The following is a 14,543-nucleotide window of genomic DNA, read 5'->3' as shown; positions in this document are numbered from 1 at the left end:
TTATTCAAAAAATTCAAATTCCATTTCTCCAATTACAATGGATTGACCTTCTTTTACTCCTTTTTGTTTTAATTCTTCAATTACTCCCTTATCAGTTAAAACTTTTTGGAAATATTTTAAAGAATCATAATCTTCAAAATTAGTTATATAGACTAAATAGTCAATAAGAGGTCCTTCAACATAGAATGTCCCGTCTTCACTATAAATTTCATAAGCCTCTTTTTCAACTTCTTCTATATATTCATAATCTTCATCAAAAGTCTCATAATCTATTTCGATTTTTGATAATTCATCAAATATTTTATATTTTAATTCCTTTACTCCCATTTGTGTAACAGCAGAAATTTCTAATACTGTTCTATCTTTAAAATATTCCTTTACTCTTTTTAAATTCTCATCAGAAGTAAGTAAATCTATTTTATTTGCAACAATTATCTCTTTTTTATTCTTAATATTTTCATTATAAAGCTCTAATTCCTTATAAATAGTATTGTAATCTTCAATAGGATCTCTACCTTCAATTCCAGAAATATCCAAAACATGAACTAAAAGTCTTGTTCTTTCAACATGTTTTAAAAATTCAAATCCAAGTCCAATCCCATCACTAGCACCTTCAATAAGTCCAGGAATATCAGCTATTACAAATGATTTGTTTTCTTCAACTCTACAAACTCCTAAATTAGGTTCCAATGTTGTAAAATGATAATTTGCAATCTTAGGTTTTGCATCACTTAAAACAGAAAGCAAAGAAGATTTTCCAACATTTGGAAGACCAACAAGTCCAACATCAGCAATTAGTTTTAATTCTAATTTTATAGTTCTCTCTTCTCCTTTTGTTCCGGGTTGTGCAAAACGAGGTGCTTGTCTTGTACTTGTGGCAAATCTTGCATTTCCCTTACCACCTCTACCACCTTTAGCAACTATAAATTTATCATCTTTAACTTTAAAATCATGAATAACTCTATTAGTTTCAAAATCCTTAATCAATGTACCAACGGGAACTTTTACAATTAAATCTTCCCCTTTTTTCCCATATTGTTTTTTAGTTTTTCCATTTTCTCCGTTTTGAGCGAAGTAATGTTTTTTATATCTGAAATCCATAAGAGTTCTTACACCTTCATCAGATATAAAAATTACACTTCCTCCATCTCCGCCGTCGCCACCGTAAGGTCCGCCATCAGGTTCATATTTTTCTCTTCTAAAAGAAACACAGCCATCTCCGCCTTTTCCGGCTTTTAATTCTATTTTTGCAATATCTATAAACATATTAACCTCTTTTTCTTATTTAATTTTAAAAAAGATTGAAAGCTCAATCTTTTTTTAATGACAAGCTCATAATTATTTTTCATAATTTTTAAAAATTTCTTTATAAGCTCTAATTCTATTTTCTTTATCCGCAAAAACGTCTGAACCTGAAACTATCAAATCTGCTCCGGCTTCAATGACATCTTTAACATTAGTAGTTTTTACACCACCATCAACTTCTACTATAACATTTAAATTTCTTTTTATTATCTTTTCTTTTAAATTTTTTATTTTATCAATAGCTGAAGGAATAAAACTTTGTCCCCCAAAGCCTGGATTTACACTCATAATTAAAACTAAGTCTAAATCTTCCAATACATAATCTAAAACGTCAATATTAGTTGCAGGATTTAAAGAAACTCCAGCTTTCATTCCCAATGATTTAATATAAGAAATAGTTCTATGAAGATGTTTGCAAGCTTCATAATGTACAGTTAAAATATCGGCTCCTGCGTCCTTAAAATTTTGAACATATCTATCAGGTTCTTCTATCATCAAATGAACATCAAAAACCATATTTGTTAAAGGTCGTAACTGCTTAATTATCATTGGACCAAAAGAAATATTTGGAACAAACATTCCGTCCATTACATCTAAATGTAAATACTTAACTCCATTTTTATCTAAAACTTCTATTTCAGATTTTAAATCTGTAAAATCAGCTGATAATAATGATGGTGATAATTCTAACATTTAATACCTCCTATTTTTTAGATATTCATTTAAGTAAAATATATAACTGTCATATCTACTTTTACTTATACTTCTGTTTTCTAATTTAACTTTCACATAACAATTAGGTTCATTGATATGCCTACAGTCTGAAAACTTACATTTAGAGCCAAATTCAAATTCCACAAAAGCATCTCTAATTTGAGCCTCGCTATCTATAAATTTAGTAAGATCAAGAGAAGTAAACCCTGCTGTATCAATAATGAATGAGTTGTCAAAAAATTCATATAAAGTAGCAGCTCTTGTTGTATGTTTACCTCTTTTTGTCTTATTACTTATCTCTCCAACCCAAATATTATAATCTGGATTTAAAAAATTTAAAATCGTACTTTTACCAACTCCTGAAGCACCTGTAATAACCGAAATTTTGTCTTTACAAATTTCTTCAAATAGTTTTCTATTATCTAAGTTAATGCTATTAAAAATTATCTTGTAACCAAGTCTTTCATAAGTATTTCTAAAATCAATTTCCGTTTCTTTATTGATTAAATCACATTTATTTAAACATAAAATTATTGGAATTTTCATTACTTCATAATACATTATATATCTATCAATGATTTTATATGAAATTTCTGGTTCTTTCAAAGAAAAAACTATTATAGCTTGATCTACATTTACAACTGGAGGTCTTAAAATTTTATTTTTTCTATCAAAAACTTCTACAATGTAGGCAGTATTATCTTCGAAAATTTCAATTTTAACATTATCTCCAACCATTGGGGAAAATTTTTGCTTTCTAAAAACCCCTCTTGCTTTTGACATATATCTTTCAGTTGGAGTTTTTACATAATATAAATCTTTTGAAATATCAAATATAACGCCAATTTCAAACATATTAATTTTCACCTGATAGAATAAGTTCTCCATTTACATAAATATTGAATTTATCACTAGATTTAGCTTTTATATTTATTGTCAATTTTCCACTACCTGTAACCATTGTTTTTTCATATATCTTTGTTTCACCCTTTTCTGTATTTTTGGTAATCCGTAAAAGATAATTTTTATCGGGTTCATTAATAGTATACCTCTTTGTAACTGCATCATCTTCCGTATAATGGCTTAAATTTAATACATTGTCCTTTGTTGCTTTCCCTGAACTTACAACAATATCAATCTTAGTTGACGCATCAACCTTTACGCCTTTGCCATAAGATTGCCAAATTACAGTTCCAGCTTTTTTAGAATCCGCCTTTTTCTCTGTTCTACCAACTGCAAGCCCACTATCGTATAATGCTTTAATAGCTTCAGCTTCAGTTTTTCCAATCAAATCAGGAACTTCTACCTTTTTATCTTCTTTTCCCCTACTTACTACAATGTCAATTTTAGTTCCTTTTTCAACCTCATCACCATAATTCACACTTTGGCTTATTACCTTGTTTTCATCAACTTTATCGTCATATTTTCTTTCAACTTTACCTAATGATAAATTACTCTTTTTTAATAATTCTTCAACTTTTTCAAACTCAACATTTGAAAGATTAGGAACTATCGTTTTATTTTTGCCTACACTTACAGTTAGTTCAACATTTGTTCCCTCTTTTGCTTCAGCGTTAGGAGCTGGGGATTGTTGAACAATTTTTCCTGCCTCAACAGAATCATCATTTACAGTCTTGACTATAAGTCCATTAAGTTTCTTTTCTTTTAATACTCTAATTGCTTCATCTTTATCCAATCCAATTACTGGAGGAACTTTTACAGTATTTGTAGCTTTATTAGAAACTGCCAATCTATATATAAAGAATACGGAAGCTACTATGAGTAAAGCTAATACAACATAAGTTATACTATAATCAAAGATTCCCTTTTTCTTTTTTAGACTTTCTCTATTTTTATTATTATTTTTTATAATCGGTTTGTTAAAATCTTTTTGCTTATCTGCCTTATAAACAGATTCTCTATATAAAGCTCTGTCTGTATTATCGTTAAATGCAACTGTTTGGTTAGTTCCTACATTCTTATCTTCCAATGCCCTAATTAGACTTTCAGCACTTTCAAATCTGTTTTCTGGATCTTTTTCCATACATTTTACAATTATTGCATTTAACCAAGGTTCCATATTTGGAACAAGTCTAATTGGCTCAACCAACGGTTCATTTATATGTTGCATTGCTATTCCAACTGCATTATCCGTATCAAAAGGAACTCTACCTGTTATCATTTCATACATAACAACACCTAAAGAGTAAATATCAGATTTTTCATCAATAAATTTTCCCTTTGCTTGTTCTGGAGAAATATAATGAACTGTTCCAAGTACAGAAGAAGTGTAAGTTATAGTTGAACTTGTTGCAATTCTAGCTATACCAAAATCTGTAACTTTAACATTTAAATTTTCATCAATAATAATATTATGTGGCTTAATATCCCTATGTATTATATGATGTTTATGAGCGCAATCTAAAGCATTAGCTATTTGCTTAGAGATTGAAACAACTGCATTAGAATTTAGTTTTCCATTATCCTTTATTAATTCATTTAGAGTCTTTCCTTTAATATATTCCATTACAATATAGTTAAATGTTTTTTCATTTTCAATATGTTGCCCTACATCATAAATCTTAACTATATTTTGATTGTTTAAATTAGCAACAGATTGCGCTTCAATAACAAATTTTTTTATAAATTCTCTATCTTCAAGATATTGTTCCTTCAAAACTTTAACGGCAACAATTCTTTTTAAATAAATATCCTTAGCTTTGTATACTATGGCCATTCCGCCAATTCCAACTTTTTCAATTATCTCATATCTGCCATTTAAAATTGATCCTAACATATAATCTCCTCATCATTTTTAAAAATTCCAACAGTAACATTATCTCTTGCTAAACCATTTTTAACAGTGGAAATAATATTATAAACCATTTCTTTTGCATTATATTTAAAGTCTAACATTTCTGAAATTTCGTTATCTTCAAGTTCATTTGTAAGTCCATCAGAACAAACAAGTACAATATCTTTAGGTTTAATTCTAATTGAATCAACATCGACTTCTACATGTTTTTCCATCCCGATTGCTCTCAAAATAGAATTTTTATCATTATAATTTTTTACTTCCTCTTCTGTTAATGCCCCACTTGAATATAAATATTGAACTAAAGAATGGTCTTTAGTTAACAATCTAAAATTATCATTTTTAATATATATTCTACTATCACCAACATGTCCAAAGTATAAAATATCTCCATCAAATAAAAGAACTTCTAAAGTTGTTCCCATAAGTCTATTTGATATTTTATTTTCTCCTGAATTTTTTTCTAAATTTATCTCATAAATAACTTTATTGGCATCACAAAAAGCATCAACTAATAAATGCAAATAATCTGAATATAGTTTATAGTTACTTTTTATGTATTCCATAACTATATTTACTGCATAACTTGATGCAATTTCTCCATCTTCATGTCCTCCTACACCATCAGCTAAAATTAAAATATTTAGTTTTTCAAATTGTTCAAAAAGAAAACTGTCTTCATTATTCTGTCTAACATTTCCTTTATCCGAATCCATATAAAAAGACATAAAACACCCCTTTAAAAAAATACCTTTATGAAAACCAACAATTTTCATAAAGGTATTATATCATTTTTTTTTTAATTTAACAACTAATAAGATTTTTCAACAATTAACAGACAAAACTACTTTAACAATTCTATAGCTTTCTGTAATTGTGGGTCTGTATCTAAATGTTCTATCCCTATTTTAGAATTTCCTTTTTGCTCAACTTTATGATCAGGTTCCAATCCTACTTTATTAATCTTAGTACCATTAGGTCCAAAATATTCAGCAATAGTCATTTTTACTCCTTCTGTTTTACCATCATTATCTATAGGGAAAACTGTTTGAATAATTCCTTTACCAAAAGATTTTTCTCCAACCAATGTAGCTTTTTTATTATCACGAAGTGCAACACTTAGTACTTCAGATGCTGATGCTGAACCTTTGTTAATCAAAACTACTATCGGAATATCAGTTCCTTTTCCAGTTGCTTTTTCAAGAGTTTCGTTCCCCTTACTATCTACAATTTTCATAATTGTAGAAGCAGGTAAAATTTTATCTGCAACTTGCTTAACGGCAGTTAATAATCCTCCTGGATTATTTCGAAGGTCAATTATCAAAGATTTTGCACCCTTACTAATACCTTCATCAACAGCCTTTTCAAAATCAGCTCCTGTCTTTGCAGCAAAATTAGTAATTTGCACATATAAAACTCCATTATCTAAAAGTTTTGAATTAACAGATTCTGTAGTTATTTCTTCTCTCTTTATTGTAAAATCTAAAATCTTTTCTTCTGAATCTACAATTCTCTTAACTGTAACCTTAACTTCTGAACCAACTTCTTCATTTCCTCTCATTAGTTTGATTGTTGATTCTAAATCATTTTTTTTGACTTCTTCATCATTTACTTTTACTATAATATCTTCTGATTGTATTCCAGCCTTTTGGCTTGGACCTCCTTTTATAGGAGCGACAACAACTATTTCTCCATTTTCATTTACACTTACTTGAACTCCTATTCCAACGAATTTTCCAGAACTCACTTTTTGAAGCTCCTTCATATCTTTTTCAGTAAGATATTGAGTATACGGATCTCCTAAAGAAGAAAATATAGCCTTCTTTATTTCAGTATTCATTTTTTCATAGTCTATATTGAAATAATACTTCTCTTTTATTGAGTTTACAAATGACTGAAATTTTCCATAATCTGTATTGTCTTGATCAGTAGTATTATTTGTTGTAGTTGTTTTGTTAAAAACAGCTGCAGAATTTTTTCCAGCCTTGTATGATATAAATGAACACAAAAATATCATTAAGACTAGAAACGCAGTAAGCCTTTTATTTTTTATCATATATTATTACTCCTAGTGATTCAAATATCTAAGTGGATCTACTGGTGAGCCGTTATATCTAACTTCAAAGTGTAAATGTGGCCCTGTTGAATTTCCTGTAGAACCTACTAAAGAAATAACTTGTCCTTTACTTACTCTTTGTCCAGCTTTTACAACTAAGCTTGAATTATGTCCATATACAATAACAATATTATTTGTATATTTAATCATAACAGCATTACCATAACTTCCATTCCATCCTGCTGAAATTACTACTCCATCTGTTGCAGAGTACACAGGTGTTCCTGTTGGAGCAGGAATATCAATTCCTCTATGTCTTTCTCCACCACTACCAATTGGTGCATTTCTCCATCCAAATGGACTTGAAATTCTATAATATCCCTTCAACGGCCACATCATTTCTCCATTTGAAGGACGTGCATCTATTTTACCGTCATCAATATCTTTTTGAATTTTTCTTTCGTTTATTCCTCTTAGAATATCTGCTTTTACTTTTTCTTCAAAACTTATATTTGCATTTAAATTTTTAACTTTACTTTGTAATTGGTCAATTTCAGATTTTGTATACTCTATATTTTGTTCCAATTTTGCTATAAGTTGTTTGTTTTTTTCAACTTCTTCAGTATAAGCTTGATACTTTATTTCCATTTCTTTTTTCTTAACTACTTTTTCTTCTTTTCTTGATTCAAGTTCTTCTTTTTCTGCTACTAAGGCAAGTTTATCATTTTTCAAACTTGTAATTAATTTTTTATCATAATCAGCAATTGATTGCATCATAAAATATCTTGAAATAAAATCTCCTATACTAGATGAAGAAAACAGAACTTCAATAGAGCTTAAATCTCTATTACCATACATAACACGAACTCTCTTTTTAAATAGTTCTTGTTTTTCAGTAATTCTATCTTCTAAAATTGATATTTTTTCTTTAGAAACTTGAATTTCTTCAGAAATCTTATTAATCATATCTTCTAACTCTGTAAGATCTTTATCCAATTGGTCAATATTTTTTTGTTTTTCAACAATTTCTTTGAATGCTGTATCTTTTTCAGTAGTCATATCATTAATAGATTTTTTCTTGTTTTCTAGATTTTTTTCTTGATTTTTTTTCTCTTTCTTTAGATTGTCTACTTTATCAGCATAAGAAATCACACCTGAACCAAGCATTGAAAGCATAAGTATCAACGCTACAAATCTTCTCTTTTTCATATACAACCTCCTATACATTCATATACTTTCTACTTGAAAATATTGATGCTAATATTCCAATGCCCATACCTATTATAAAATAAGAAATAGCTATATAAATTCCAAAAACATTAACAGGCAAAAAATAATTAGAGAATATACCACCTATTCCCCAAGCAAAACTCTCATAAACATACTTATAAGCAAAGAAAATAATTGCAAAAGATATTCCTGCACCAAGTCCTCCGAGCAAAATACCTTCAACAATAAACGGACCCGTAATACTCATATTCGTAGCACCAATATATTTCTTTATACTTATTTCTTTCTTTCTTGCAATAACTGTCAATTTTATAGTTATAGACATTATAAAGAAACTTACTAACAGTAATACTCCAACCAATGTAATTCCTACATATTTAACTATCTCTGATACTTTTGCAATCTTTTCAACAATATCTTTATAATAAACAACTTTTTCCACATCTTTAATATTATAAATACTAGATGCAACAGCATTTGAATTTTCTATATTTTCAACTTTTAACTCATAACTTTCAGGCAGTGCTGATTCCATTCCGTCTAATAAAAATGCATTTTCCTTCCATTGTGCTTTCATCTTTGCAAGAGCTTGTTCTTTTGAAACATAATTTACAGATTTTACATTTTCAATTTTTTGCAATTCTTCTTTTATTTTTAAAACTCTGTCGGATGTAACTTCGGGTGTCAAAAGAACGTCTATTTGATCAACTTTGGTCTTCATATCTTCTACTATATTATTAGCCACAAAAACTCCAAAAGTAATCCCGCCAAGAATTAAAAGCATTGAACAAATTGAAACTATCGACGCAACACCCATGGATTTATTTCTCCAAATACCAACCAAGCCTTCTCCTATCGCAGAAAAAAATCTTCTAATTGAACTCATCGAAATAACCTCCACGTTCTTCGTCATTAATCATTTCTCCATGATTCATACTGATAACTCTCTTTTTGAGCTTGTTAACTATATCTTTATCATGAGTAGAAACAATTACCGTTGTTCCTTTGGCATTTACATCCAAAAGCAACTTCATTATATCTTCTGAAGTATTTGGATCTAAATTTCCTGTAGGCTCATCAGCTATTAAATATTTCGGCCTATTTACAATTGCTCTAGCAATACAAACCCTTTGTTGTTCTCCACCAGATAGTTGATTTGGGAAAGAATTCGCTCTTTCTGATAAACCAACCAGTTCCAAAAGTTCCTTAACTCTTCTATTTATTTCTCTTTTTGAAACTCCTAGAATTTGTAGTGGATACTTTATATTATCAAAAACTGTCTTTCCTTCTAATAATCTAAAGTCCTGAAAAACAATACCCATCTTTTTTCTAAGATGAGGTATTTTTCTATTTCTTAATTTAACTATATCAATATCATCAACTATTATTTCACCTGATGTAGGTTTTACTTCTCTTAAAAGCATCTTTATAATACTTGTTTTACCAGCTCCACTGGCTCCTATTAGAAATACAAACTCTCCATCTTCAACCCTAAAACTCAAATCTTTCAGGGCACAAACGTCATTTTTATATATTTTAGTTACTTCTATAAATTCTAACAAAATATCACCTCAAATAAATTTCTAACTAATCGATAGTACTATTATATCATAAAATTTATAAAAAGTAGTAAAAAAACCAAAAAAGTTACAAAATAATGACAAAAATATTACAAAAACTTAATATACTCAAAAAATTTTTTATTTATTATCAAAATAATACATTACTGATCGACCTGTTTTAAACTTGTTTAACTTGTCAAAAAAGTCCAAATAATTATTATAATCAAACAACTTTATCCTTTTCTTTATTTTTTGTAAAACATCATTAGTAACACTGAATTCATCAATTCCCAGTAAAATTAAAAGTTCAACAGCATCCAACTCACTTGCAAAGTTTCCACACATTGAAACAATTTTTCCATTTCTATGAGCAATATCTACTACACGATTAATTGAGCGAATAACCGAAGGATGATAGCAATCATAGAGTTGTTGCATCTTAGAATTTTCTCTATCACAAGCTAACATATATTGAACTAAATCATTTGTTCCAATACTTACAAAATCAACCTCTTTAACCAAGATATCAAAAAGAAACACCGATGCAGGAGTTTCTATCATAATTCCAAATTCAATATTTTCATCAAAATCGACTTTTTCTTCTCTCAATTCATCTTTAATTTTTAAAATTTCATTTTTTATCCACAAAACCTCTTCAAGTGTTGTTATCATGGGAATCATAATTTTTACATTTCCAAAAGCTGAAGCTCTTAGAATTGCTCTTAAATGCTTTCTTAATTCTTTATAAAATTCTTTATATATTCTAAAACCTCTAAGACCCAAGAAAGGATTTTTTTCCTCATCAAGTCTAAAAAATTTTGATTTTTTATCTGCTCCAATATCAAAAGTTCTAATTACAATGGGTTTTTCTGTACTTTGTGCAAGCTTTTTAAAAATCTCAAATTGATATTCTTCTGTTGGAGATTCATCAGACATATATAAAAATTCTGTTCTAAATAATCCACAGCCGTCTGTACCATTATTCAAAGATACTTCAAACTCTTCAAAACTTGAAATATTACTACAAACCCTTACATATCTATTGTTTTTTGTCCTAACAATATTAGTATCTAAAAATTCTTTTTGAGATGCTTTTAATGATTTTTTATATGAATTAACAGTATCTCCATCAGGATTTATAATCAACTTTTCTTGATCACAATCCAGAATACAATCAAAACTTTTATTTTTTAACTCTTGAAAATCCAATGAATTACAAATTATATAAGGAATTTGTAAATTTTTAGCATACAAAGAAGCATGTGAGGTTTTTCCACCATTTTTTGAAACTATTCCTATTAATTGATCTTTATACTTATCAATTAGTTTTGGAGATAAATTTTCAGTAAAAAGAATAAATTTATTTTCATAAATTTTAATTTCCTCAACTGATGTTAAAGTCCTAATAAATTCTTCTTGAATCGAAATATAATCATAAATTCTGTCTCTCATATAGTCAGAATCAAGACTATTTAATTCATAACAAATATGACTGAATGTCTCTTCTATTGATTTTTCTAAAGATTTATTTTCAGTCAATATTTTATTTTTTACCGTATCTTTTAAGAATGGATCATCTATCAATTCAATATGAACATTTAATAAATTTTCTAGTTTTTCATCCTCGTCCATTATTCTATCCGATTCTAAAAAACCTGATAATAAACTTTCAAATCTTAAAAGTTCTTTTTCTTTTTCATTATCAAGAATTTTATCTTGAATAGAAATCTTTTCATAAAATAATGTAACAGCTTTGCCATATGCTATTCCGTCAGAAACGGAAAATCCATCATATATTCTCATAATACTCCACCAAAAAAGCTTCTCTTTTGAGAAGCTATCCTTAAAATTAATCAGCTAAATTTTCTATGAAGTTTACAACTTCTCCTAAAGTTTTCTCTTCATTTTCCCCATCAACTCTCAATGTTATTTCCATTCCCTTAGAAATACCTAAACTCATAACATTAAAAATACTTTTCGCATCTGCAACCTTGTTATCTAAAATAATTTCAATACTCTCATCAAATTTCTTAACAAATTGAACTAAAGATGCAGCAGGTCTTGCATGTAATCCTGTTTCATTTTTTATTATAACGTTTTTTTCAATCATAATAAGCCTCCTAAGTTTCTCATATTTAAACTACATATATATTTTACCATTATTGTTTAAACAATTCAATAGTTTTATCAAAAATTTTTAAAAACGTTTTTCATAATTGTTAAATTAATTTAGTATGTAATTTTTTACATAAAATATAATAAAATTCATAAAAAAATCTATATTAATAAATTTTAATATTGTTAAAAACATCTATCAAAAAAAGACTTCAAATAATTAATCTTTTTATTAAAAATTTGAAGTCTATTATTAATATTTTTATAAAATTGGAATAAATCTTATATTAATATTCATTACATCCTTGAGTGTATTATAAATAAAACAACTATTCAAAGATTTCTTACAAAAATCAACTAACTCATCATCTTCAAGATCTGAAAATAAATATACTATGATATCACAACTATCAATTTTAGCTTCCTCTGAATAGCCTTTAACAGCTAATATTGTCAGTGGATTTTTTAATTTTATTTTAATTTTTCCCTCAATATCCTCTAATTTTATATTAAGTTTTTTTGAAACAAAAATTAAATTATGAATTATCCCCGAAATAATTGAGCTTGCAAAATAATTAAAAGAAGTTTTATTACTATCTTCTACATCAAAACTTATCTGAGAATTCACTTCAATAAAATCTTTTTCTGTAAAAACTTTTACAACATCGTTATAACTTAAAATAGCCCTGTAAGAAGCATCATAATTATATGATTCATATAAACTACTCATACATTTCCCTTAAAGCATTTTTAGCTATTTGTAATTGTTCCAACTTCTTTTCAATTATTTCAAATGTACTTACAGGTCTATTTGAAAAAGTAGCAAAGCCACAATCGGGATTTAACCAAAGTTTTTCCTTAGAGATAAATTTTAATGCTTCTCTAGCTCTATCAATTATTGATTGTGCTGTTTCAATAACGTCTGTCCTAGGATTTATAACTCCAAGTGCAAGAATTGAATTTTCTTTAATTTTTTCACTTGATAATAAAGAATCAAGTTCTCCTGCACGAGGAGTCGAAAATTCAAGTGCCAAAATATTTGGAGATGTTTCTTCAAAAAGAGGAACAAGAGGTGTATATGGTCCTTCAAGCAAAATACTCTCATCCTTACTCCAGTTTCCTCTACAAACATGAAGTGAACTAAGTATAGGTTTATCTTTCATATAATCCATAACACATTTTATCAAATTCGTTGCAAATATCAACTCTTCTGTAGGATCCTTTCTTTCAGAAAGAGCAGCACACATAAAAGATCTTGTTTTTCCTTCAGAAAAAACAACTTCTGTAAGTACAGGCTCATCGAACTGGATTATATCAACACCAGCTTCTATTAAGTTATCTATCTCTTGTTTTAAAATTTTTACTACATCTTTACCTAATTCTTCTTTGCTATTATAAAATTTTTTACTAAGAGCAGGAAGCCACATAGATCTTGTCATAAGATAGGGACCCGGAAGTGTTGCTTTTACAGAAGAAGTTGTAATTTTTTTCAAAAATTTTATCTCATCAGAAACTAAACTTTTATTATATTTTAAAACGCCATTACAAATAGCATTTTTTATACTAACAGATGGAACATCAAGTGTTTCCAAGATTTGTTCGAACGCCTGTTTATCGTCTATATATTCAAGCATATCACCCATATTCATCATAACAACTCCATCTATCCTATCTGCTACAAAAGAAACATAATTATCTCTTGCCAATTCTCCATTAGTTATTATATCTATTGAATATTTTTCTTGAAGTTTAACCAATTTTTCCGTTTCGATTTTTATTAATTCATCATATTCCTTTTTGAAATCTACATCAGATTTTAATCTTCTCTTCAAAGCCATTATCTCTTTACTTCTTGGCAGACTTCCTATAAGAGAAGTTGTAAATGGTTTAAAAGTTTTTTTCATCTCATACCTACTTATAAAAAGTTTCTAAAAAATTAATATATTCATTTGCATTTTTTATTTGCTCAAATCCTGTTGTTCGACCAATAACCCACTTTTTTAGCCCTTCCATATCCATCATTTCTTTATGTTCAGGGTTGTTGTAATCCATTTTGTGTAAAATTTTTGCAAACATTTCAAATTTTTCAACTTTAAGATCAGGTCTTCCTGAAAAAATGCAATGATCAAAAAACGGAGTTTTATAAATTATATCAACTTGATTTTTATCAATAGTTCCGTCTTGTATCCATGCATCATAATTCAAATCCAACATCCAAGTAGCATCAACTTCGCCATTAAGCATAGCTTTTGCTGAATCCAATTCTCCACCGACATGATCTCCATGAAGTCCAATTCCTATATCAAATCTTTTTTCAACATAATCTTTATTAAATTCAAGACCATGTTGATATAAATTATATATAGGTATAAGTCTGGCTTGAGGAGAATCAATAGCACCAAAGCCTATCATTTTTCCCTTTAAATCTTCTATAGATTTTATATTTGAAGATTTTTTTACAACCAAATAAGTTGAACGATCATTATCTGTATCTCTCATAGAACCATTTAGTGCTTTCCCATTAGTTCTTAAATTAGCATCTAACCACGCAAGAGGAGAATTCCAAGCAACATCAATTTCTCCTTTCATAAGTCCGTCAACTTGTGATCTATAGTCTTTGTAGTAAATCGGTTCAATTTCAAAACCTTCTTCTTTGAAGAAATCGGCAATTATCCCCCAAATAACAGTAACTCTAGGTGCATAAACTACTGCTCCAACTTTTAATTTATTCATATATGTTCCTCCT

The 14,543-nt window shown here is 28.2% G+C and carries 14 protein-coding genes; all 14 read right to left on the bottom strand.

Annotation, left to right across the window (positions count from 1 at the left end; genetic code table 11):
* The 14 genes from obgE to VJI93_RS01600 all read right to left on the bottom strand — a co-directional run bounded on the left by obgE (position 1) and on the right by VJI93_RS01600 (position 14,530).
* Positions 1–1,266 carry a GTPase ObgE gene (gene obgE / locus VJI93_RS01665; RefSeq protein WP_323998768.1) on the bottom strand — a complete coding sequence of 422 codons (1,266 nt, stop codon included), beginning with the start codon at positions 1,264–1,266 and terminating at the stop codon, positions 1–3.
* A 72-nt stretch (positions 1,267–1,338) separates the two neighbouring features.
* Positions 1,339–1,998 carry a ribulose-phosphate 3-epimerase gene (rpe, locus tag VJI93_RS01660; protein ID WP_323998769.1) on the bottom strand — a complete coding sequence of 220 codons (660 nt, stop codon included), beginning with the start codon at positions 1,996–1,998 and terminating at the stop codon, positions 1,339–1,341.
* Positions 1,999–2,874 (bottom strand): ribosome small subunit-dependent GTPase A, encoded by an 876-nt coding sequence (gene rsgA, locus VJI93_RS01655; protein WP_323998770.1) that lies wholly within the window; start codon positions 2,872–2,874, stop codon positions 1,999–2,001.
* A gap of 1 nt (position 2,875) precedes the next feature.
* A complete protein-coding gene (gene pknB, locus VJI93_RS01650) occupies positions 2,876–4,816 on the bottom strand; it encodes a Stk1 family PASTA domain-containing Ser/Thr kinase (protein ID WP_323998771.1) in 1,941 nt (646 codons plus the stop codon).
* The gene (locus VJI93_RS01645) at positions 4,810–5,562 is read right to left on the bottom strand and encodes a PP2C family protein-serine/threonine phosphatase (RefSeq protein ID WP_323998772.1); all 753 of its coding nucleotides are present in this window, start codon (positions 5,560–5,562) and stop codon (positions 4,810–4,812) included. Before VJI93_RS01645 ends, pknB begins: the two co-directional genes overlap by 7 nt.
* 116 nt (positions 5,563–5,678) lie before the next feature.
* Complete coding sequence (locus VJI93_RS01640; protein ID WP_323998773.1) at positions 5,679–6,890, bottom strand: S41 family peptidase; 1,212 nt, start codon at positions 6,888–6,890, stop codon at positions 5,679–5,681.
* 12 nt (positions 6,891–6,902) lie between these two features.
* Positions 6,903–8,099, bottom strand: coding sequence for a murein hydrolase activator EnvC family protein (locus VJI93_RS01635; RefSeq protein ID WP_323998774.1), 1,197 nt, complete (start codon positions 8,097–8,099; stop codon positions 6,903–6,905).
* A gap of 10 nt (positions 8,100–8,109) precedes the next feature.
* Positions 8,110–9,006, bottom strand: coding sequence for a permease-like cell division protein FtsX (ftsX, locus tag VJI93_RS01630; protein ID WP_323998775.1), 897 nt, complete (start codon positions 9,004–9,006; stop codon positions 8,110–8,112).
* Positions 8,993–9,682, bottom strand: coding sequence for a cell division ATP-binding protein FtsE (gene ftsE / locus VJI93_RS01625; RefSeq protein ID WP_323998776.1), 690 nt, complete (start codon positions 9,680–9,682; stop codon positions 8,993–8,995). The genes ftsX and ftsE overlap by 14 nt, the downstream gene beginning before the upstream one ends.
* A gap of 138 nt (positions 9,683–9,820) precedes the next feature.
* Positions 9,821–11,485: a phosphoenolpyruvate--protein phosphotransferase gene (gene ptsP / locus VJI93_RS01620; protein ID WP_323998777.1), complete on the bottom strand. Its 1,665-nt coding sequence runs from the start codon at positions 11,483–11,485 to the stop codon at positions 9,821–9,823.
* Between the two features lie 46 nt (positions 11,486–11,531).
* Positions 11,532–11,792, bottom strand: coding sequence for an HPr family phosphocarrier protein (locus VJI93_RS01615; protein WP_323998778.1), 261 nt, complete (start codon positions 11,790–11,792; stop codon positions 11,532–11,534).
* Positions 11,793–12,059: 267 nt separating this feature from the next.
* Positions 12,060–12,527, bottom strand: a complete 468-nt coding sequence (locus tag VJI93_RS01610) for an OsmC family protein (protein WP_323998779.1) — start codon at positions 12,525–12,527, stop codon at positions 12,060–12,062.
* Entirely contained in the window at positions 12,520–13,701 is a 1,182-nt protein-coding gene (locus VJI93_RS01605) for a cobalamin-independent methionine synthase II family protein (protein WP_323998780.1), read from the bottom strand. The genes VJI93_RS01610 and VJI93_RS01605 overlap by 8 nt, the downstream gene beginning before the upstream one ends.
* A 7-nt stretch (positions 13,702–13,708) precedes the next feature.
* Positions 13,709–14,530, bottom strand: a complete 822-nt coding sequence (locus tag VJI93_RS01600; RefSeq protein WP_004833077.1) for a phosphate/phosphite/phosphonate ABC transporter substrate-binding protein — start codon at positions 14,528–14,530, stop codon at positions 13,709–13,711.
* Positions 14,531–14,543 lie beyond the last annotated feature (13 nt).

It is taken from the genome of Parvimonas sp. M20 (genome assembly GCF_035282425.1).
In the GTDB taxonomy this organism is placed as follows: domain Bacteria; phylum Bacillota; class Clostridia; order Tissierellales; family Peptoniphilaceae; genus Parvimonas.
The sequence above is the reverse complement of the archived record's forward strand: the minus strand, read 5'-3'. Positions and strand labels throughout refer to the sequence as shown.

Coding starts and splice junctions, on each gene's coding strand:
- rsgA (WP_323998770.1), bottom strand. CDS start 2,874: ATGTTTGAAATTGGCGTTATATTTGATATTTCAAAAGATTTATATTAT.
- VJI93_RS01635 (WP_323998774.1), bottom strand. CDS start 8,099: ATGAAAAAGAGAAGATTTGTAGCGTTGATACTTATGCTTTCAATGCTT.
- VJI93_RS01615 (WP_323998778.1), bottom strand. CDS start 11,792: ATGATTGAAAAAAACGTTATAATAAAAAATGAAACAGGATTACATGCA.
- VJI93_RS01640 (WP_323998773.1), bottom strand. CDS start 6,890: ATGATAAAAAATAAAAGGCTTACTGCGTTTCTAGTCTTAATGATATTT.
- VJI93_RS01605 (WP_323998780.1), bottom strand. CDS start 13,701: ATGAAAAAAACTTTTAAACCATTTACAACTTCTCTTATAGGAAGTCTG.
- rpe (WP_323998769.1), bottom strand. CDS start 1,998: ATGTTAGAATTATCACCATCATTATTATCAGCTGATTTTACAGATTTA.
- obgE (WP_323998768.1), bottom strand. CDS start 1,266: ATGTTTATAGATATTGCAAAAATAGAATTAAAAGCCGGAAAAGGCGGA.
- ftsX (WP_323998775.1), bottom strand. CDS start 9,006: ATGAGTTCAATTAGAAGATTTTTTTCTGCGATAGGAGAAGGCTTGGTT.
- pknB (WP_323998771.1), bottom strand. CDS start 4,816: ATGTTAGGATCAATTTTAAATGGCAGATATGAGATAATTGAAAAAGTT.
- VJI93_RS01600 (WP_004833077.1), bottom strand. CDS start 14,530: ATGAATAAATTAAAAGTTGGAGCAGTAGTTTATGCACCTAGAGTTACT.
- VJI93_RS01645 (WP_323998772.1), bottom strand. CDS start 5,562: ATGTCTTTTTATATGGATTCGGATAAAGGAAATGTTAGACAGAATAAT.
- ptsP (WP_323998777.1), bottom strand. CDS start 11,485: ATGAGAATATATGATGGATTTTCCGTTTCTGACGGAATAGCATATGGC.
- VJI93_RS01610 (WP_323998779.1), bottom strand. CDS start 12,527: ATGAGTAGTTTATATGAATCATATAATTATGATGCTTCTTACAGGGCT.